This is a genomic window from Stenotrophomonas sp. CFBP 13724 (assembly GCF_014841975.1).
In the GTDB taxonomy this organism is placed as follows: domain Bacteria; phylum Pseudomonadota; class Gammaproteobacteria; order Xanthomonadales; family Xanthomonadaceae; genus Stenotrophomonas; species Stenotrophomonas lacuserhaii.
This window is the reverse complement of sequence record NZ_JACYUW010000001.1, coordinates 191,528-211,308: the sequence shown is the minus strand read 5'-3', so window position 1 is coordinate 211,308 and position 19,781 is coordinate 191,528. Positions and strand designations below refer to the sequence as shown.

The following is a 19,781-nucleotide window of genomic DNA, read 5'->3' as shown; positions in this document are numbered from 1 at the left end:
GGTGGGTGACGACCGTTGGTCGTCACAGGCAACCGGTCGACGCGCTCACCACGCCATGTTCACCGCCACCTGCGGCACGAACACCTCGCTGCTGTTGCGGCCAGCCAGCGACACCTGCGCGCCTGCGACGAGCGCGACATGGTCGTTCCAGTGGTACTGGATCGCCGGGACGATCGAAAACCGCCAACTGGCCGGATCGCGTCGGTACATATCCTCGCTCCCCGTCTCCTTCGCCACCCTGCCGTGCACGCTGCCGGCGCTTTCGCGCTCATGCAGCAGCTCGCCGGCCAGCACCCAGGTGGGCGACAGGCTGTACTCGGCCGCCAGCAGGCTGGTCACTGCCGCTCCCAGCCGCACCCTGCCATCGAAGCCTACCGGCGTGCCGAACGCGCTTTGCCCGCGCACGCCAGCGTTGGCACCTGGCGTGCGCCACAACGTACTGGCGCGCATCCGCAGGTGCCCGTCAAGGAAGTAGGCCTGGCCGTGCAGGCCGAGGCTGGTGGCGCCGACGCCGGTTCCGCTGGCGACCGAGATCGGCCGCTCTTCCAGCCGGTCGTGGTGCCCGGTGGCGATGCTCTGGCGGACGGCCAGGGTCAGCGTCGGCCGATGCACGCCCTGCCCCTTGTACAGCCCGAACAGCGCGGACAGTGTGGTGTCGCCGATATCGAAGGCACGCGGGTTGGCGTCGTCCCGGTTGTAGGACGCGTTCAAGCTGGCCGCGATGGTCACGCGCTCATGCAACCCGTACTGGACAGGCACGGCCAGGTACCACCCGTCCGGTCCACCGGCATCGCGACGGTTGCCTTTTTCGTCATACAGGCCGCGCAGCTGGCTGTTGATCAGGTAGGGCTCGATGTTGAGCATGCCCACCGGGAGTGGCGGTGCGGGGCTGAGCAGCGGGCCGGCAAAGCGCGGCCCCTCCGCGGCGGCGGCGTGGCTGGCCAGCGTGGATGCCAGCAGCATCACGACCACGGTCCCTGCGGAACGGCGGTTGACGCGATCGGACATGATGTTTTCTCTCCTCGACACAGGCGTCTGCCTGCCCTGACAACGCTATGGCCGCTCTCCCCACACGGACATGCGGGAAGTTGAGGAGATGAGATTTTGAAAGCTATCAAATGGCCTCAATAGAAACAGTCGGCCTATCGAAAGCAGTGCGCGCCATGCACGATGATGCGGCAGCAACGTCGCATTCGCCGTGTTCTGCAGCGACAACAACGCGCTGAAAGCGGTTGAAACGTGCTGTCGCGCACGAAACCACCCTCATGGCCTCGATCCTGCTTGACGCACCAGATGGAGGCCAACACCATGCGTCCACTTCATCGCCCCGGGGGCCCCCTGCTTGGACAGTCACAGTAGATCCTGCGTTTACTAAGCGGGCCCGACACTGCCAGGCAGGTCGCGTCCGCCAGGACGGGGCCCGGTGCCGCCCGCCATGGGCGGACTGAACTTCGAACATCGCACTGTTTACCTTCGGCCCAAGTGGGAGCCGCTGGCGTATCCGTCTGCCGGAGAACGACCATGCGCTTCACCTTCCTTCGCCTTGCCCCGCTGTGGGCGACCCTCTCTGCCAGCGGCCCGCTGCATGCCGCCGCGAGCCTGCTGGTGGACGATGCCGGCACCACGCCGGAAGGGACGTGCCAGCTTGAAACCTGGACGCGCCAGCATGCCGGCCATCGGGAACTGACCGCCGTGCCGGCGTGCACGCTGTCCGGCACCGAACTGTCGCTGGGCCTGAGCCATCTGCGTGGCGAGCGGGCCCTGCCCTGGGCACTGGGTGCCAAACGCGCGGTACGCCACTGGCACGACGAACGCCTGCAGTTGGCCGCATCCATCGAAACCGCTGGCGATGTCCGGCAGGGCGGCGCACGCAGCTGGTCACTGAATCTTCCGCTGAGCGTTGCACTGGACCGACAGGCCCTGGCCACCGCGCACTTCAACGCCGGCTGGAGCCGGTCGCGCCACGAACGCGGCATCACCCTGGGTGCCGGGGTCGATATCCGGATCGCCCCGACGTGGTCGCTGCTGGCCGAACAGGCGCGCGACGCAGCCCGACATCGCAGCAGCCATCTGGGCATCCGCCGTCACCTGCCCGGCGAGGCATCGCTGGATCTGCTCGCCGGCCGCGTGCATGACCGAACCGGCACGTCGTGGATCACCGTCGGCCTGAACCTGCCGCTGTCGCGCTGAGCGTCTCCCCGATGCTCGTCGCCCCCCGCATTCCCGCTTCCACCAGACAAAAGGAATCATCACGATGAACCGTGAAGAGTTGATGTTCGCCGTACGCCGTTTTGCCCATGCACCCGACCGCGAAGGCTTCGCGGCGCTGGTCCGCGCATCGCATCCCTCCGACCTCGCCGAAGCCCTGCTGTGCACTTCCGCACAGTCACTGTCAGCGCTGTTGGTGCTGCTCGATCCACAGCAGCGGGCCGACCTGTTCGCCCATCTGGCCTTCTCCCAGCAGGATGAACTGATCGCACTGCTGCCCCGGCAGACCGTCTTCGACCTGGTCGAGCGGATGCCTGCCGATGATCGGGCGGATCTGTTCAATCGCCTCGACGCGTTGTCGCAACCGGACCTGCTGGCCGGGCTGGATGGCGTGGAACGCGAAGACATCCTCACGCTTTCCGCCTACCCCGAGCAGTCGATCGGCTCGGTTACCACCTCCGATTTCGTCGCAGTCAACAGCGCCCAGACCGTCGCACAGGCGCTTGCGCATATCCGTACCCTTGCTCCCAGCAGCGAGACGATCTACTCCCTTTACGTCCTCGACGACCAGCGTCGACTGCAGGGAACCGTCTCGTTGCGCGACCTGGTGGTGGCCGCGGGCGATACGACGGTGGCCAGCCTGGTGCGGCCGGACCCGGTCTTCGTACAGGCCGCGTGGCCGCGTGTCCAGGCCGCCGAGCTGATCCGCCGGTATGACCTGCTGGCTGTGCCGGTGCTGGATGCCAACCAGGCCATGATCGGCATCGTCACTGTCGACGATGCAATGGACATCGACAAGCAGCAGGATGCCAACCAGCTGGCACGCTTCGGCGGCACCTCGGTGGCAGGCGGCACGGACCTGGACATGATGGCCAGTCCGTTGCGGCGGATGTTCAGTGTCCGCGTGTTCTGGCTGGCGGTGCTCACCTTCTTCGGCATCATCACCAGTACCTTCGTCGCCGCGCAGGAAGAGCTGCTCAGCCAGGCGATCGTGTTGGCCGCGTTCATCGCACCGATCGTGGACATGGGGGGCAACACCGGCAGCCAGTCGGCCACGCTGGTCATCCGCAGCATGGCGCTGGGCGAACTGGGACTCAACTGGCGGCATGTCCTGTTCGTCATCAAGCGCGAGCTGCCGGTGGCGGCGATGCTGGGCATCACCATCGCGCTGCTGGAAGCGGTGCTGGCGTACTTCAGCAAAGGCGTGGGAATCGACGTGCTGCTCGTGGTCGGCCTGAGCATGCTGGTGTGCACTGCACTGGGCGGGGTCATCGGTGCGCTGCTGCCGTTCCTTGCGCGTCGCATGGGCACTGATCCGGCCACCCTGTCATCACCCCTGATCACCTCGGTGATGGACCTGGTCGGTGTGTTCGTCTACTTCGGCTTTGCCTGGACCCTGCTGGGAGACCAGTTGGTCGGCGCGGGCGCCTGAGGCAAGCACGCTGAGGGTGGGGTGCGGCGCATCTCCACGATGCGCTGCACTCCACCCGACGTTTCAGAAACCCATGTTGATCGCAATCTGTGGCGCAAACAGCGCAGTCGCGTTGCGCCCCATCACGCCCACCTGGAGCCCACCGATCAACCCGACCCGGTCACTGAGGTGGTACTGCACGGCGGGCAGCACGGACAGCCGCCACATCGATGGTCGTCGGCGGCGTCCGGCGCTGCCCTGCCCTTGGTCGCCGCGCAGCGTCGAGCCGCCGTCCTGTTCGTAAAGCACCTCGCCCACCAGTGTCCAACGTGGGGCCACGCTGTACTCCGCCGACGCCGTAGCCCCCGATCCGTGACCCAGGCGGATGCGCCCGCTGAACCCGGTGTCGGTGCCGTACACGCTGCGCCCGTGCAGGCGTGCGCGTGCCCCCGGCAGGGTCCAGTCGACGCTGGCACGCGCGCGCAGCCGTCCCTCGAGCAGGTAGGCCTGGCCATGCAGCACCAGCGTGGTGGAGGTCGCGCCGGTCCCACTGCCGGGCACCTCGCGCCGTTCCAGTCGGTCATGGCGGCCGGTGGGAAGCCGCTGCCGCGCGGTCAGTGCTACGCGCGCCCGGTGCGGCCCGCCGGCATCGATCAGCCCGAACGATGCCGACACGGTGGTATCGCCGGTGGCAAGCGCGCGGCTGCCGCCGGCCAGCCTGTTGTACTGCCCGCGCAACGTGCCGCCGACACTGAGCCGGTCTGTCACCCCGTACTGCATCGGGATGGAGGTGCTCCACTGCATCGGCCCCGGGCTGCGCCGGCGATGGCCCTCGCCATCGAAACGGGCCGCCGACCGGCTGGAGATGACGTAGGGTTCGATGTTGAAAGCACCCTTCGGCAGCGGGGGCGCCGGCGTCGCCAGCGGACCGATGAAATGCGGGGCATCCTGCACGCCGGCCGCATGCGCGCAGGCAGCCATTGACCAGAGCAGGGCGATGGCCAGGCGCACCCCACTTCGGTGGCGTGGCAGGCAAAGACGAAGCACCATGGCGTTCTCCACGAAAAGCAGGCGGATGCCTGTTCGTGGACGCTAGGACGCCGCTGCGGGGCGCCCTATCGGGCAATTCTGAAATGAAGCTGGCGCGGCCGATGCGTCGCCGCGACGACCGGTATCGCGTCAGCAGCCGGCGGACGCAGCGCTGGAGAGCGGCGGCGGCAACTGCGGTTCCACCAGGGCGATCGTGCGCTTCAGGGCACCTCTGCCATTGCTGACCAGCGCGCAGCCTGCGCGCGCCATGTCTTCGCGGGCCTGCGCGTCGGACAGCAGGTGCTGCAGGTGCTCGCCCACCGATCGCACGTCCTGTCCTATCAGCAGCGCATCGGCCTCGAGCATGCGCCGCGAGATTTCGGCGAAATTATGCAGGTGCGGACCGGTGACGGCCGCGGTTCCCATCGCCGCAGGTTCCAGCAGGTTGTGCCCGCCTATGGCCTGCAGGCTGCCCCCCACGAAGGCAACCTGGGCACACGCGTAGAACGACATCAGCTCACCCAGGGTATCGATCACGAACACATCGCTGTCGGCCTGTGGCCATTGCTGCGCACGACGCGTAGCCACCTGCCAGCCCTGCTCGCGGGCGAGCGCATCGACCCGGGCGAAGCGTTCCGGATGGCGCGGTGCCCACAGCAGCAACAGCTGCGGATGCTGCACGCGCAGGCGCCGGTGCAGATCGATGATCGCCTGCTCTTCGCCCTCGTGCGTGCTGGCGGCGATCCACACCGGTCGCTTCGCCGGCACGCTGCGATGGAACTGCTCGACGAAGGCCTGCACGTTGGGCGCGGCGATGTCGAACTTCAGGTTGCCCAGTGCCTGCACCTGCGCCGGATCCGCACCCAGCTGGATGAAGCGGGCGGCATCGTCATCGGACTGCGCTGCCACGCAGGTGACGGTGCGCAGTGCACGCCGGATCAGCGCGGCCAGCAAGCGGTAGCCGCGCAGCGAGCGCGCCGACAGCCGGGCATTGAGGATATACACCGGGATCGCACGGCTTCGGCAACCGAACAGCATGTTCGGCCACAGCTCGGTCTCCAGGATCAAGGCCAGGCTGGGCTGGAAATGGTTGAGGAAACGCCCGACGCTGCCGGGCACGTCGTACGGTAGATAGACGTGGTCCACGGCATCGCCCCAGATCGCGCGCACGCGCTCCGAGCCGGTCGGGGTGATGGTGGTGACCACCCAGCGGATGTCCGGTCGCAGCGCGCGCAATGCATTGACCAGCGGGGCAGCGGCGTTGACCTCGCCGACCGATACCGCATGCAGCCAGACACGCGGCTGGCAGCTCGAATCGGGGTAGGAAGCGTAGCGCTCGTCCCAGCGCTGGAAGTACTCCCGCACCCGGAAGCCGCGCCAGACCAGGTGGTACACCGTGATGGGCAGCAGCAGGTAGAGCACGGCCGAATACAGGCCGCGCAGGATCCATTCGACGGGGTCTTTGCGCATGCGGGAAGGATACGGGAGGGCCCGGTGAAAGACACGCGGCCCGCCCATGGCGCCTTGGTAGAATGGGGGCATGTCCGATGCCACCACCGCCCCCCGTCCTTCGCTGCGCGATCCGCGCAACTGGCCCATGTTCGCCGTGATGCTCGGCGCCTTCGCCATCGCCCGGCTGCCGTGGATGCTGCAGCGTGCGCTGGGGCGCGGCGTCGGCTGGGTCAGCTGGCGGCTGGCGGGCAGCCGGCGCAAGGCAGCCGAGGTCAACCTCAAGCTGTGCTTCCCGGAGAAGGATGATGCATGGCGCCAGCGCCTGCTGCGCGACAGCTTCGATGCACTCGGCGTGGGCATTTTCGAGTTCGCCCGCGCCTGGTGGGGCAGCATCGCCACCATCCGCCCGCGCGTGCACGTGGAAGGCGTGGAGCACCTTCAGAAGCTGAAGGCCGAAGGTCGTGGCGTGCTGCTGGTTTCAGGCCATTTCATGACCCTGGAGATGTGCGGGCGCCTGCTGTGCGACCACGTCGAGCTGGCCGGCATGTACCGCAAGCACCGCAACCCGGTCTACGAATGGGCGGTGAAGTTCGGCCGGCTGCGCTACGCCACGGCGATGTTCGCCAACGAAGACATCCGCGCCAGCGTGCGGCACCTGAAGAAAGGCGGGTTCCTTTGGTACGCGCCGGACCAGGACATGCGCGGCAAGGACACCGTGTTCGTGCCCTTCTTCGGGCACACCGCCGCCACCATCACCGCCACCCACCAGCTGGCCCGGATGACCGGCTGCGCGGTCGTGCCGTACTTCCATCGCCGCGAAGGCGGCGACTACTATCTGAAGGTGGGCGCACCGCTGGACAACTTCCCGACCCAGGACGTGGAAGCCGATACCGCGCGGGTCAACCAGGCCATCGAACAGATGGTGCGCGAGGCCCCGGACCAGTACCTCTGGATCCACCGCCGCTTCAAGCGCCAACCCGGCGGGCGCAGTTCCTATTACGAGTGAGGGACGGCCCGCGTCCTGCTGTGATCGATTCGCAGGCTGAGGCGGGGGAGGATGCTGCGCGGGACACGCCGCAGGTCCCGCTCCGCGGCCCGGCCCAGCCGCTGGCGGCTGTGCGTTCGAGCGCATGCGAGGCAGTGCCTCGCATGCCATGCGCTCTCACCCATGTAGGCTGCGTCGCCGCATCCATGCGGCTCAGCGTCCCGCGCAGCACCCTCCCCCGCCTCCGGACAGTGTGATGGTTCCGCCGGGTTGGGGGAGAAAGAGCAAAAGCAAAAGCAAAAGCCGCCGAGCATGGCTCGGCGCTACCGACAGCCGACATGCGCTGAGCATGTGGAGCGGGTCTAGCCGCTGGAACCCGGCTCGTCCCGCGCCAGCAGGCTGCCCGCGAACAACGCCGCCAGCAGTACCGTTACCCCACCCCAGAACGTGGAATGGAACGCCAGGTGGGTATTCAACGGGAACACCGTGACCGCCAGCGCCAGCATCGCCGGCCGCGCCCGCTCACGTGCCGACGGCGGCGCAAACCGCCATGCCCGCCACGCCTGCGCGGCCGCCGCCAGCCACAACAGCAGGCCGATCACCCCGGTTTCGGCCAGGATTTCCAGCACGATCTGATGCGCGTGCAGCGCCGGTCCCGCGCCCCAGACACCGGTGCTTCCGGCGGCCGGGTCACAGCCTGGATAGGCATCGCGGAAGCCGCGCGCGCCCACGCCGTTGATCGGATGCGCCTGGATCATGCAGCCCGCCGCGGACCAGATCCGGCCACGGCCGGACAGCGCCTGCTCCAAACCATCGTCATCGCCTTCCCAGGCCTGCGCGGTGCGGTCCACGCGCTCACGCAGCTGCGGAACGCTGTAGGCCAGCCCCGCTGCCACCATCACCGCGAACGCAGCCAGCAAGAGCAGCCGGCGTCCGCCCATCACGCGCCAGCCGCTGTACGCCGCCACCAGCGCGAACGTCACCCAGGACGCACGCGAGCCGGCCAACAGCAGCACCACGCCCACGGCAAGGGTGGCCAGCAGCCAGCCGACACGGCCGAAACGGGCGGCTACGGGCAGCAGCAGGAAGGCCGACAGGCTGGCCAGCACTTGGCCGAATTTGAGGGTGCACGGTCCCAGTGCACCGCTCAGGCGGTCGGCAAGGGCGGCCTCTTCCGGGCTGCACAGCGGACGCTGGCTGACCAGCTGCTTGAGCTGGTCCAGCGACCAGAACCACGGACTCGTGCCGGCGGCCGCCTGCACCAGGGCATCCAGCGTCCACGCTGCGGTGATCACCGCCAGCCCGCCCAGGGTCAACGCGCGCCGGGCCGGCGTGGCCACCGCAATGGCGACCAGCCACATGAAAGGCAGGTAGCGCAGACCGGCTGCGGTCTTGGTCCAGGCCGCTGAAGGATCCACTGCATCCAGCGCGGAAAATGCCTGCGGCAGCCAGTAGCCGAGGAACAGGATGCTGGTCAGCGCCCAGGCCGGTGGACTCAGCAGGCGCGGCTGGCCCTGCAGGCGGCGGGTGACCATGCGCACGGCAGCGTAGATCGCACCCAGCGCCAGCACCCCTTCGGCGATGCCGGGCAACGGCCACAGCGCCACGAACGCCAGCACGACCCAGGGCGCCCAGCGACCGGCGCGATCATCGATCACGGCGGGTAGCGGGTCAGCTGGCAAGGTCGGCATACAGGCGGAGGGTGTCGCGTTGCATGGCCTGCAGGGTAAACGGGATACGCGCCGGCAGCGACGGGGAACCGGCCAGCAAGGCCAGCGCGCGTTCACCCAGCGCGTCCATGTCGCCCAGAGCGACCGCGCCGCCAGGCTGCAGCTGCCGGAGCAGTTCGCCCACGCCGCCGTGGTCCCAGCCCAGCACCGGTCGACCTACGGAAAGGGCCTCGACCACGGTTCGACCAAAGGCTTCGGGCTTGTCGGACAGCTGCAGGACCAGGTCACTGGCGGCGTAGGCCTGGGCGATCTGCGAGGTCGGAGCGCTGATGTGCACGGCATCGCCGACCCCGAGTGCCTGCGCCTGCCGGCGCAGTTCCTGTACGTAGGCTTCGCGCCCGGGTTCGTCCGTGCCCAGCATCCACAGCTGCGCCATCACCCCGGCCGCATGCAGGCGTGCCAGCAGCTGCAGGGCGTGGACGTGCCCCTTCAACCGGGTACCGCGGCCGGGCAGCAGCAGCAACGGGGCCGCTACTTCCGTCAGCCAGGGGTGGTCCTTTGCCAGCGCCAGCCTGGGGCGTTTGTCGTGGCTGCCGACACGGGGGAACTGTGCCGTATCCACGCCGCGCGGAATCACCTGCAGGCGCTGCGCTGGCACCGCGGGGTAGTGCTGCTGGACGAAGCCGCGCACGGTTTCGGACACGCAGATCACCCGCTCGCCGGTGGTCATGACCGCGCTGTAGCGTCCCGGTGAGTTCAGTCCGTGCACGGTGGTCACCCAGTGCGGGCGCTGCGCGGCAGGTAGCGCGCGCACGGCATGCAGGCCCAGCCAGGCCGGCAGCCGCGAGCGAGCGTGCACGATATCCGCGCCGACCTCGGCAAACAGGCGCCGCAACGTCGGCATGTGGCGCAGGGTCAGCAGCGACTTGCGTCCGATATCCAGCGTGAGGTGCTCTGCGCCGCTGGCCAACAACGGCTCGACCAGCCGCCCACCGGCAGACACCACCAGCGCACGGTGGCCGGCCTGGACCAGCGCGGCGGCAATTTCCAGCGTAGAGCGCTCGACACCACCGGAGTGCAGCGCCGGCAGCAACTGCACCACGGTCAATCGGCGCATCAGGTCAGGCGCCCGATCAGTCGGCCAGCACGAAGACGGCGCCGCAATAGGCGCACTTGGCTTCGCCGTTGGGTTCGTCTTCGATCGGCAGGTACACGCGCGGATGCGAGTTCCACAGCGCCATCTCCGGCGTCGGGCAGCTCAGCGGCAGGTCGCCGCGGTGCACGGTGTAACGCTTTTCAGCGTTGGCGGGAGCGGTGGCGGTATGGCTCATGGCGGGCATCGTGAAGGGGATTGCGAGGCCTGCGATTCTAGCACCCGCCGCGGCGCAGGGTCGGCCCCGCTGGCGTGCCGGGCGTCCCGGGGGACCGATCTTTGGATCGTTCCAAATGGCGCGGCGCAACAATGGAGGAATCGCGATTCCGCCTGATTTGGATCGAACCAAATGCACTTGTCAGCGCCAACATGCGTGTTGCAGGATGGTCCGCGTTGCTCTGGGAGGAGACCGCAATGCCCCGTAATGCGTCTGACCGTGCGCGCCGCGCGCCGCTGTGCCTCGCGCTGGCCTTGGCCATGCTTCCCGCCGCCCATGCGGCCGCGCTTTCCACCTCGTTCGAGGCCGGCCAACCGATGCCTGCGGCGGCCAGCGGGGCGCTGAGCCTGCGCGTCGGCGCCGGCCCGGCAGACCCCTACGCGGCCAAGGCCGGCATGGGTTACAGCGGCCAGCGCGCCCTGCAGTACCGCAGCACCGGTGGCACCGCCCGCCAAGTGCTGCTGGCGACCGACCAGCAGATCGACGCCGACACCACCCTGAGCTGGATGGTGCTGCCCGAGATCGTGGATGGCGATACCGTCGCTTCCACGTATGTCTCGCTGGACCTGCTGCTTGACGACGGCCAGCGCGTGTCGGCCAGCGCCGTGCGTGACCAGCACGGGTTCGCGCTGGGCGCAACCGCCCAAGGCGATTCGAAGACGTTGTATCCGCAGCAGTGGGCGCGCAAGTCCGTGCGTCTGGGCGATGTGCCCGCGTTGCGCGGCCGCCGCGTGGTAGCGGTGGAGCTGGAAGTGGGCAGCGCAGCGGGCAAGCCGGTGTCGGGCTGGATCGACGATGTGCAGCTGGATGCAGCGCCTTCGGCGGCCCCGCTGCGGCCGTCCGACCGGGTGCTCACCACGCGTGGCACGCAGTCCAACGGGCGCTTCTCGCGTGGCAACAACTACCCCGCCACGGCGATGCCGCACGGTTTCAATTTCTGGACACCGGTGACCGACGCCGGCGTGTTGAACTGGCTGTACCGCTGGAACGAGCACAACGACGCGGACAACCGCCCGCGCCTGCAGGCGCTGTCGCTCAGCCACCAGCCCAGCCCTTGGATGGGCGACCGGCAGACCTTCCATGTGATGCCATCGTCCAGCCGGGGCGTGCCCGAAGCGGACCGCGCCAAGCGCGCGCTTGCGTTCTCGCATGACCAGGAAAACGCGCGTCCGCATCGCTACGACGTGCGCTTCGACAACGGCATCGCCGCCTCGATCGCACCGACCGACCACGCCGCGCTGTTCCGTTTTGAATTCCCGGCCACGGGCGATGCCAACCTGCTGTTCGACAACGTCGATGCGCGCGGCGGGCTGACCCTGGACGCTGCCAGCCAGACCCTGTCCGGCTACACCGATACCCGCAGCGGTCTGTCCAACGGCGCCACGCGCATGTATGTGGTAGCGAGTTTCGACCGTCCCTGGCGCAGCAGTGGCACGCTGCAGACCGGGCGCCCGACCGGCTACATCAAGTTCGACGCGGGCAGCGATCGCCAGGTCAACATGCGCATCGCCACCTCGCTGATTTCGGTGGAGCAGGCGCGCCACAACCTGGCCCTGGAACTGAGCGCCGACGACGATCTGGAACGCGTCGCCGCCCGCGCGCAGGATGCGTGGGATGCGCGACTGGGTGCCTTCGACATCGGCGATGCCAGCGACGACCAGAAGACCACGCTGTACTCCAATCTCTACCGGCTCTACCTGTTCCCCAATTCCGGCCACGAGAACGTCGGCACCGCACAGGCGCCGGAGTGGCGCTACGCCAGCCAGGCCAGCGCAGCGGAGGACTCCGACGGCAGTGCGGTGCGCAGTTTCGCACCCATCCGCGATGGCAAGGTGTACGTCAACAACGGCTTCTGGGACACCTTCCGCACCACCTGGCCCGCCTATGCGCTGTTCCGCGCCGAGGATGCCGGCACGCTGGTGCAGGGCTTCCTGGAACAGTACAAGGCCGGCGGCTGGGTCGCGCGCTGGTCATCGCCGGGCTACGCCGACCTGATGGTCGGCACCAGTTCGGACGTTGCCTTCGCCGATGCCTGGCTGAAGGGCGTGCGCGGCTTCGAGGTCGATACCGCGTATGCCGCGGCGCTGCGCAATGCCACCGTGGTGCCGCCGGATCGGCATGTCGGCCGCAAGGGCATGGACCGTTCCCCCTTCACCGGCTTTGCCAGCGCCGACGTGCACGAAGGCATGTCGTGGACGATGGAAGGCGCGCTCAACGATTTCGGCATCGCCAACATGGCGACCCGGCTGGCCGGCCACGCCCGCTCGAGCGCCGAGCGCGAACGTTATGCCACCGAAGCGGACTACTTCGGCCACCGCGCAGCGGCCTACTCCACCATGTTCGATCCGGCCGCCGGTTTCTTCCAGGGTCGCCGCGAAGATGGTAGCTGGCGCGTGGCTGCCAAGGACTACGACGCACGCGTCTGGGGCCATGACTACACTGAATCCAATGGCTGGACGTTCGCCTTCACCGCCGCCCACGATGGCGAGGGGCTGGCGGCGCTGTACGGTGGGCGCGAGGCGTTGGCCGCCAAGCTGGATACGTTCTTCGCCACGCCGGAAACCGCTGATCCCGCCTTTGCCGGTTCCTACGGCGGGCTGATCCATGAAATGACCGAAGCCCGCGATGTGCGCATGGGCATGTACGCGCACAGCAACCAGCCTTCGCACCACATCCCCTGGATGTACCTGTACACCGGACAGCCGTGGAAGACCCAGAAGCATGTGCGCGAGATCCTGGCGCGCCTGTACGTGGGCAGCGAGATCGGCCAGGGCTACCCCGGTGACGAGGACAACGGCGAGACGTCGGCCTGGTATGTCTTCGCTTCGCTGGGGCTGTATCCACTACGGATGGGTGCACCGGAGTACGCGATCGGCTCGCCGTTGTTCCGGCACGCCAAGGTCACCCTGCAGGACGGCGCGGTGCTGACCGTCAATGCGGCCGACAACTCCCCGGCCAACGTCTACGTGCAGTCATTGAAGGTCAACGGCAAGCCATGGACGAAGACCTGGCTGCCGCATGACATCGTCGCCGCCGGCGCCACGCTGGACTTCCAGATGGGTCCGCAGCCGTCGCGCTGGGGCACCGGCGAGGGCGATGTGCTGCCGTCGCTGACCGCGCGCGGCGAGCGCCCTGCCCTGCTGCATGACCTGCTGGCCAAGGGCGCGCAGGCGCGGCTGGAAGACGGTCGCGCACTGGACGCGCTGGTCGATGACAACGCCACGACGGCTGCGCCGCTGGGCGCGAAGGCAACGGTGGTGTTCAGCGGCATCGCCGACGGTGCGCCGTCGATGTATACCCTGACCAGTGGCGAGAACAGCATCCGTGGCGGCGCCTGGACGCTGGAAGCACGCACCGCCGGCGGTCGCTGGACCACGCTGGATACACGCAGCGCCGAAGACTTCGCCTGGGCCCGCCAGACCCGTCCGTTCCGCATTGCCAAGCCGGGCCGGTATGCCGAATACCGCCTGCGCATTGGTGCGCCCGGGCGGATGCAACTGGCGGAAGTGGAGCTGCTGGCCGCAGGGACGACACCATGAACCGTGCTTCGCTTTGCCTGCTGCCAGGCGCACTGGCTGCGCTGTGCCTGCTCGCCTCCCCTGCCGCGTGTGCCTGCGAAGCAACGCAGCAGCGGGGCGGCGTGACTCTGCGCTACCAGGACGCTCACGATGCGCTGCCGGGGGCGATGCGCCAGCGGATCATCGACACGTTCTTCAAGGCCTACCTGCCGCAGCGCGCCGACTTCCATCCGATGGCACCGACACAGGCCGCCATCGTGATCGATCCGGCATACGACGGCATCGCTTATGTCGGGGAGAAGGCCGAGGCGGCGACGATCACCATCAATCCGGCGTGGCTGTCCAAGCACCCTGGCGATACCGACCTGGTGACCCATGAGGCCATGCACATCGTGCAGGGCTACCCGGAGTACGCCAACGAACGGGTACCTGGCTGGCTGGTGGAAGGCATCGCCGACTATGCGCGTGACCGCTACGGCGTGGACAACACCGCCGCCGGCTGGGCGCTGCCGCTCGCGGTAAAGGACGGGCAGAATTTCGACACCGGCTACCGGGTGACGGGTGCGTTCCTGAAGTGGAGCGAGGCGTCCCATCCGGGCCTGGTGAAGGCACTGGACGGCGCCCTGCGCAGTGGTCGTTACACCCCGGCACTGTGGGAAGCCCACACCGGCCACGCCCTGCCGGCCCTGTGGGCGGCGTACGCAGAAGCACGACAAGCACGGTAGCGCCGAGCCATGCTCGGCGGCATGTATCAGGCATCGCGCGACGCCGAGCATGGCTCGGCACTACTGGTGTCGAGCAAGCTCGACACTACCCGCCCCGCCTGCTTCGTAGCGCCGAGCTTGCTCGGCGCCGAAGGCCTCAGGCCTTCTTTTCAGCCTCCAGCTGCTTGCGGATCTGCGCATCCACCGCAGCGATCGCGGTCATGTTCAGGATCCGGCGCGAGGTCGCGCTGCTGGTCAGGATGTGCGCCGGCCTGGCCACGCCCATCAGGATCGGGCCGATCGCCACGCCGTCGGTGAACACGCGCACCAGGTTGTAGGCGATGTTGGCCGCTTCCAGGTTCGGCAGCACGAACAGGTTGGCGCGACCGCTAAGGGTCGAGCCCGGCAGCAGCTTCTGCCGCAGTGCTTCATCCCACGCGGTGTCACCCTGCATCTCGCCGTCGACGTTCAAGCGTGGATTACGCTTGAGCAGCATCTCGCGCACCTGGCGCATCTTCAGCGCGTCCTTCGAATCGTGGCTGCCGAAGTTGGAGTGCGACAGCAGCGCCACGTTCGGCTCGATGCCGAACAGCTTCATGCGGTAGGCCGCCTGCAGCGTGGCTTCGGTCAGCTGTTCGGCAGTGGGATCTTCCTGCACGTGGGTGTCCACGAAGAAGAACACGCCCTGCTGGTTGATCACACCGGTCATGGCCGAGGTCGAGGTGACCTTCGATTCCAGCGGCAGCACGCTGCGCACGTAACCGAGCTTCTTGTGGAAGCGGCCGACCACGCCGGTCAGCAGGGCATCGGCTTCACCACGCGCCACCATCACCGCGGCGATCAGCGTCGGGCGCGAACGCATCAGGTTCTTCGCTGCGGCCACGGTGACGCCACGACGGCCGGTCAGCGCGTGGTAGTACTGCCAGTATTCGTTGAAGCGCGGGTCATCGTTGATGTTGGTGACCTGGATGTTCTCGCCGATCTTCAGGCGCAGGCCCAGTCGTTCGATGCGCGCCTCGATGACGTCCGGGCGGCCGATCAGGATCGGGTGCGCCAGGTCCTCGTCGACCACGTTCTGCACCGCCTGCAGCACCACTTCTTCCTCGCCTTCGGCGTACACCACGCGCTGCTTGTCGGTGCGCGCGCGGTCATACACCGGCTTCATCATCAGGCTGGTGCGGTAGACGAACTCGGACAGTTTCTGGCGGTAGGCGGCCATGTCGGCGATCGGCCGTGTGGCCACGCCGGAATCCATCGCGGCCTGGGCCACGGCAGCGGACAACTCGACCAGCAGGCGGCGGTCGAAGGGGCGCGGAATCAGGTATTCGCGGCCGAAGCTCGGGGTGTCACCGCCGTAGGCCGAGCCCATGTCGGTGGCCGCACGACGCGCCAGCGCGGCGATGGCGCGCACGCAGGCGATCTTCATGTCTTCGTTGATCGCGGTGGCGCCCACGTCCAGCGCGCCGCGGAACAGGTAAGGGAAGCACAGGACGTTGTTGACCTGGTTCGGGTAGTCCGAACGACCGGTGCCGATGATCGCGTCGGTACGCACCGCGCGCACGTCTTCGGGCATGATTTCCGGGGTCGGGTTGGCCAGCGCGAAGATCACCGGATCCGGCGCCATGGTCTTGACCATGTCGGCAGTCAGGATGCCCGGTGCCGACAGGCCCAGGAAGATGTCCGCCCCGTCGACGATCTCGGCCAGGGTGCGCTTGTCGGTGTCACGCGCATAGCGCGCCTTTTCCGGATCCAGGTCGGTGCGGCCGGTGTGGATCACGCCGTCGCGGTCGAAGGCCAGGATGTTTTCCGGCTTCAGGCCCAGCTGTACCAGCATGTTGACGCAGGAGATGCCGGCCGCGCCCATGCCCGTGGTCGCCAGCTTCACTTCTTCGATCTTCTTGCCGGTGATCGCCATGGCGTTCAGCACCGCCGCACCGACGATGATCGCCGTGCCGTGCTGGTCGTCATGGAACACCGGAATCTTCATCCGCTCGCGCAGCTTGCGCTCGACGATGAAGCACTCCGGCGCCTTGATGTCTTCCAGGTTGATGCCGCCGAAGGTCGGCTCCAGCGAGGCGATGATGTCGACCAGCTTGTCCGGGTCCAGCTCGTCGATTTCGATGTCGAACACATCGATGCCGGCGAACTTCTGGAACAGCACGCCCTTGCCTTCCATCACCGGCTTGCCGGCCAGCGGACCGATGTTGCCCAGGCCCAGCACGGCGGTGCCATTGGAAATCACCGCCACCAGGTTGCCGCGAGCGGTGAGCTCGCTGGCCTGCTGCGGGTCGGCCATGATCGCCTCACAGGCGTAGGCAACGCCGGGCGAATAGGCCAACGACAGATCACGCTGGGTCAGCATCGGCTTGGTCGCCGTGACCTTGATCTTGCCCGGCGGCGACATGCGGTGGTAATCGAGGGCGGCCTGTTTGAAATCTTCTTTGGACATCGACGTTGGGCACATGAATGGGCAAGGGGGACAGGGGATCATACCCCCGTTGTACGAGCTGGACCTGTCGCGGGGCTGTCGCGCGCGTGCTGCAGCGCACCAACCCTGCCGGTTCCAGCGTGTTGCCAAGCATCGCGCTGCGCCCCCTACGCGGGTGTGACAACGAATGCCTGGCAGCGCGGAAAAAGCTACGGGGCCACGTCATTGCTGACGGGCCCCGCATCCTGACGTGGAAGGGTCAGATCTTGGCAGAGGCGAGCGGCAGGGCCGCGTCGACCGGCGGCGGCAGCTCGCTTTCGCGGCCATCCAGCGCCAGCTTCAGGCGGTCGCGGTCCAGTGCGCCTTCCCAGCGCGAAACCACCACGGTGGCCACCGCGTTGCCGATGAAGTTGGTCAGCGAGCGGCACTCGCTCATGAAGCGGTCCACGCCGAGGATCAGCGCCATGCCGGCCACCGGTACTTCCGGCACCACCGCCAGGGTCGCGGCCAGGGTGATGAAGCCGGCACCGGTGACGCCGGCGGCGCCCTTGGAGCTCAGCATCGCCACCAGCAGCAGGGCGATCTGGTGCCCCAGGCTCAGCTCGGTATTGGTGGCCTGGGCGATGAACAGCGCCGCCAGGGTCATGTAGATGTTGGTGCCGTCCAGGTTGAACGAATAGCCGGTGGGAACAACCAGGCCGACCACCGACTTGCTGCAGCCGGCGCGTTCCATCTTTTCCATCAGCGAGGGCAGCGCGGACTCCGAAGAGGACGTGCCCAGCACCAGCAGCAGTTCGGCCTTCAGGTAGCGGGCCAGCTTGAACACCGAGAAGCCGCACAGGCGGGCCACCGCGCCCAGGATCACCACCACGAACAGGAAGGCAGTCAGGTAGAACGAGCCGACCAGCCAGGCCAGGTTGATCAGCGAGCCGACGCCATACTTGCCGATGGTGAAGGCGATGGCACCGAACGCACCGATCGGGGCGGCGCGCATCAGGATGTGCACCAGCTTGAACACCGGGGCGACCAGCGCCTCCAGGAAGTTCAGCACCGGCTTGCCCTTCTCGCCCACCAGTGCCAGCGCGATGCCGAACAGCACCGCCACGAACAGCACCTGCAGGATGTTGCCGTCCACGAACGCGCTGACCAGCGTCTTGGGGATGATGTCCATCGCGAAGCCGACGAGGGTGAGCTCGTGCGACTTCTGCACGTAGCTGTTGACCGCGGTCTGGTCCAGGTCGGCCGGGTTGATGTTCATGCCCGCGCCCGGCTGCACCACGTGCGCCACGATCATGCCCACGACCAGTGCCAGCGTGGAGAAGAACATGAAGTACGCCATCGCCTTGGCGAAGACCCGGCCCACGGTGCGCAGGTGGGTCATGCCGGCGATGCCGGTGACGATGGTCAGGAAGATGACCGGGGCGATGATCATCTTCACCAGGTTGATGAACGCATCACCCAGCGGCTTCATCTTTTCGCCGACCAGCGGCTCGTAATGGCCCAGGACGGCACCGAGGATGATGGCGACCACCACCTGGAAATACAGCTGGCGATAGAACGGCAGCGGCTTGGTCGGCACCGGGGAAGCGGCGGGAACGTGCATGGCGGGCTCCGGAAGGGACTGATGACGCCAACGCCACGAAGGACACGCGGTGCGGCATCGGATGGCGCCCTTTGTACGCCGCGCGGACGCATCAGCAGATAACCTATTGGTACTACCCCCCCGGTTCAGGCTGCATACGGCCCGTTTCTGCGCCTACACTGCGCCGGTCGCAACGACCCCGCACCGTCGGGTGATCGTGTAGTTCCACCTTTCCCGAATAGAGATCTGCCGTCCCATGCGAATGACCCCGACCCTGCTTGCCCTGTCCCTGGCTGCCAGCCCGCTGCTGGCCAATGCGGCTGGTTTTGACAACTGGCCGACCAAGGTGTCGTTCGCTGATGGCACCGAGCTTGCCGCCACCGGCAACATCGCCTACGACTGGAACAACTTCTCCGGCGACATCGAGAACGCCGATGCCGTGCGCCGCAAGGAATTCGGCGCCACGCTGAAGAAGAAGGGCGTGTATGACGCCATGGTGTACTACGACTTCCAGTCCGATACCTGGCTGGACGTGTACCTGCGCCTGGAAAGCAAGGCGTTCGTCGGGCAGGACATCGGCAAGTTCCGCTTTGGCTACATGAAGACCCCGGTCGGCCTGGATGCGGTGACCAGCTCGCGCGCCGGCAGCTTCATGGAATTCGCGATGCCGGTGCAGGCGTTCTATGCCGGTCGTCGTACCGGCGTGGACTGGATGCTGGAGCGCCCGGCCTACCTGCTGCAGGCCGGTCTGTACGGTGGCAAGGACCTGCAGGGAGACAACCCCGGCACCATGCAGGCGGTGCGTGCGGTGTGGACCCCGGTCAAGGCTGAAGCCAACGTGCTGCACCTGGGCCTGGCGCTGTCGCAGGAAAACCCGCGTGGCTGGCGTGATGGCCGCGACGTGCACCACGAAGCGACCGCCCGTTTCCGCGCGCGTCCGGAGGCCGGCCTGACCGACCTTCGCCTGGTCGATTCCGGTGCGCTGGTCACCGCCGACAAGGTCAACCGCGCCGGCCTGGAAGGCATCTTCATCCGTGGTCCGTTCTCGGTCCAGGCCGAAGCGTTGCAGGCCACCATCACCCGCGAAGGCAAACCGGATTACACCGGCAACGGCCAGTACGTGATGGGCAGCTGGGTGCTGACCGGCGAATCGCGCGGCTACAGCAGCGGCAGCGTGTCCAACGTCAAGCCGGCGCGTGACTACGGCGCGGTGGAAGTGCTGGCGCGCTACAGCCGCCTGGACCTGGACGACGCCGACGTGCTCGGTGGCCGTGAACACAACTGGACCCTGGGTGCCAACTGGTACCTGACCAGCCACTTCAAGTTCCAGGCCAACTACATCAAGGCCGATGCCAGCCGTCGCGGCGTGCATACCAAGCCGGAAATCTTCGAAGTCCGCGCCCAGATGCATTTCTGAGCCGGGC

14 protein-coding genes are annotated in these 19,781 nt (G+C 67.5%); 6 read left to right on the top strand and 8 right to left on the bottom strand.

The genetic code is table 11. The features are described 5' to 3' along the window. Positions 1-45: 45 nt before the first annotated feature. On the bottom strand, positions 46-1,008 hold the full coding sequence (locus IFT63_RS00870) for a hypothetical protein (RefSeq protein WP_042614695.1): 963 nt from the start codon (positions 1,006-1,008) through the stop codon (positions 46-48). A 513-nt stretch (positions 1,009-1,521) separates the two neighbouring features. On the opposite strand from IFT63_RS00870, the gene IFT63_RS00865 reads away from it, so the two are divergent. Both IFT63_RS00865 and mgtE read left to right on the top strand, forming a co-directional pair. After that, a complete protein-coding gene (locus tag IFT63_RS00865; RefSeq protein ID WP_042614694.1) occupies positions 1,522-2,190 on the top strand; it encodes a hypothetical protein in 669 nt (222 codons plus the stop codon). A gap of 64 nt (positions 2,191-2,254) precedes the next feature. After that, positions 2,255-3,640 (top strand): magnesium transporter, encoded by a 1,386-nt coding sequence (gene mgtE / locus IFT63_RS00860; RefSeq protein WP_042614693.1) that lies wholly within the window; start codon positions 2,255-2,257, stop codon positions 3,638-3,640. 63 nt (positions 3,641-3,703) lie between these two features. Here the strand turns inward: mgtE and IFT63_RS00855 are convergent, their stop codons facing one another. Both IFT63_RS00855 and waaA read right to left on the bottom strand, forming a co-directional pair. Continuing rightward, positions 3,704-4,669, bottom strand: a complete 966-nt coding sequence (locus tag IFT63_RS00855; protein ID WP_152620684.1) for a hypothetical protein — start codon at positions 4,667-4,669, stop codon at positions 3,704-3,706. Between the two features lie 129 nt (positions 4,670-4,798). Beyond that, positions 4,799-6,118, bottom strand: a complete 1,320-nt coding sequence (gene waaA, locus IFT63_RS00850) for a lipid IV(A) 3-deoxy-D-manno-octulosonic acid transferase (RefSeq protein WP_042614691.1) — start codon at positions 6,116-6,118, stop codon at positions 4,799-4,801. Positions 6,119-6,188: 70 nt separating this feature from the next. On the opposite strand from waaA, the gene IFT63_RS00845 reads away from it, so the two are divergent. Then, positions 6,189-7,106, top strand: coding sequence for an LpxL/LpxP family Kdo(2)-lipid IV(A) lauroyl/palmitoleoyl acyltransferase (locus IFT63_RS00845; protein ID WP_192082932.1), 918 nt, complete (start codon positions 6,189-6,191; stop codon positions 7,104-7,106). A gap of 341 nt (positions 7,107-7,447) precedes the next feature. Here IFT63_RS00845 and IFT63_RS00840 read toward each other — a convergent pair whose 3' ends face one another. Genes IFT63_RS00840 through IFT63_RS00830 form a run of 3 tightly spaced genes read right to left on the bottom strand, consistent with a single transcriptional unit; the run spans position 7,448 to position 10,086 of the window. Then, positions 7,448-8,776, bottom strand: a complete 1,329-nt coding sequence (locus IFT63_RS00840; protein WP_042614689.1) for an O-antigen ligase family protein — start codon at positions 8,774-8,776, stop codon at positions 7,448-7,450. After that, a complete protein-coding gene (locus IFT63_RS00835; protein WP_042614688.1) occupies positions 8,757-9,872 on the bottom strand; it encodes a glycosyltransferase in 1,116 nt (371 codons plus the stop codon). Before IFT63_RS00835 ends, IFT63_RS00840 begins: the two co-directional genes overlap by 20 nt. 16 nt (positions 9,873-9,888) lie before the next feature. Continuing rightward, positions 9,889-10,086 (bottom strand): zinc-finger domain-containing protein, encoded by a 198-nt coding sequence (locus IFT63_RS00830; RefSeq protein ID WP_042614687.1) that lies wholly within the window; start codon positions 10,084-10,086, stop codon positions 9,889-9,891. Positions 10,087-10,385: 299 nt separating this feature from the next. Between IFT63_RS00830 and IFT63_RS00825 the strand changes: the two genes are divergently transcribed. Beyond that, positions 10,386-13,664, top strand: a complete 3,279-nt coding sequence (locus tag IFT63_RS00825; RefSeq protein WP_249404374.1) for a GH92 family glycosyl hydrolase — start codon at positions 10,386-10,388, stop codon at positions 13,662-13,664. Beyond that, the gene (locus IFT63_RS00820) at positions 13,661-14,368 is read left to right on the top strand and encodes a basic secretory protein-like protein (RefSeq protein WP_192082930.1); all 708 of its coding nucleotides are present in this window, start codon (positions 13,661-13,663) and stop codon (positions 14,366-14,368) included. The genes IFT63_RS00825 and IFT63_RS00820 overlap by 4 nt, the downstream gene beginning before the upstream one ends. 136 nt (positions 14,369-14,504) lie before the next feature. Here the strand turns inward: IFT63_RS00820 and IFT63_RS00815 are convergent, their stop codons facing one another. Both IFT63_RS00815 and IFT63_RS00810 read right to left on the bottom strand, forming a co-directional pair. Then, positions 14,505-16,796, bottom strand: a complete 2,292-nt coding sequence (locus IFT63_RS00815) for an NADP-dependent malic enzyme (RefSeq protein WP_192082929.1) — start codon at positions 16,794-16,796, stop codon at positions 14,505-14,507. A 238-nt stretch (positions 16,797-17,034) separates the two neighbouring features. Beyond that, on the bottom strand, positions 17,035-18,378 hold the full coding sequence (locus IFT63_RS00810; protein ID WP_042614683.1) for a dicarboxylate/amino acid:cation symporter: 1,344 nt from the start codon (positions 18,376-18,378) through the stop codon (positions 17,035-17,037). 235 nt (positions 18,379-18,613) lie between these two features. Between IFT63_RS00810 and IFT63_RS00805 the strand changes: the two genes are divergently transcribed. Continuing rightward, positions 18,614-19,774: a porin gene (locus tag IFT63_RS00805; protein ID WP_042614682.1), complete on the top strand. Its 1,161-nt coding sequence runs from the start codon at positions 18,614-18,616 to the stop codon at positions 19,772-19,774. Positions 19,775-19,781 lie beyond the last annotated feature (7 nt).

What these genes read in the sequence shown, in the direction of transcription:
- IFT63_RS00835 (WP_042614688.1), bottom strand. Translation starts at nt 9,872, where the DNA reads ATGCGCCGATTGACCGTGGTGCAGTTGCTGCCGGCGCTGCACTCCGGT.
- IFT63_RS00825 (WP_249404374.1), top strand. Translation starts at nt 10,386, where the DNA reads ATGCTTCCCGCCGCCCATGCGGCCGCGCTTTCCACCTCGTTCGAGGCC.
- IFT63_RS00845 (WP_192082932.1), top strand. Translation starts at nt 6,189, where the DNA reads ATGTCCGATGCCACCACCGCCCCCCGTCCTTCGCTGCGCGATCCGCGC.
- mgtE (WP_042614693.1), top strand. Translation starts at nt 2,255, where the DNA reads ATGAACCGTGAAGAGTTGATGTTCGCCGTACGCCGTTTTGCCCATGCA.
- IFT63_RS00820 (WP_192082930.1), top strand. Translation starts at nt 13,661, where the DNA reads ATGAACCGTGCTTCGCTTTGCCTGCTGCCAGGCGCACTGGCTGCGCTG.
- IFT63_RS00870 (WP_042614695.1), bottom strand. Translation starts at nt 1,008, where the DNA reads ATGTCCGATCGCGTCAACCGCCGTTCCGCAGGGACCGTGGTCGTGATG.
- IFT63_RS00805 (WP_042614682.1), top strand. Translation starts at nt 18,614, where the DNA reads ATGCGAATGACCCCGACCCTGCTTGCCCTGTCCCTGGCTGCCAGCCCG.
- IFT63_RS00865 (WP_042614694.1), top strand. Translation starts at nt 1,522, where the DNA reads ATGCGCTTCACCTTCCTTCGCCTTGCCCCGCTGTGGGCGACCCTCTCT.
- IFT63_RS00810 (WP_042614683.1), bottom strand. Translation starts at nt 18,378, where the DNA reads ATGCACGTTCCCGCCGCTTCCCCGGTGCCGACCAAGCCGCTGCCGTTC.
- IFT63_RS00815 (WP_192082929.1), bottom strand. Translation starts at nt 16,796, where the DNA reads ATGTCCAAAGAAGATTTCAAACAGGCCGCCCTCGATTACCACCGCATG.
- IFT63_RS00830 (WP_042614687.1), bottom strand. Translation starts at nt 10,086, where the DNA reads ATGAGCCATACCGCCACCGCTCCCGCCAACGCTGAAAAGCGTTACACC.
- IFT63_RS00840 (WP_042614689.1), bottom strand. Translation starts at nt 8,776, where the DNA reads ATGCCGACCTTGCCAGCTGACCCGCTACCCGCCGTGATCGATGATCGC.
- waaA (WP_042614691.1), bottom strand. Translation starts at nt 6,118, where the DNA reads ATGCGCAAAGACCCCGTCGAATGGATCCTGCGCGGCCTGTATTCGGCC.
- IFT63_RS00855 (WP_152620684.1), bottom strand. Translation starts at nt 4,669, where the DNA reads ATGGTGCTTCGTCTTTGCCTGCCACGCCACCGAAGTGGGGTGCGCCTG.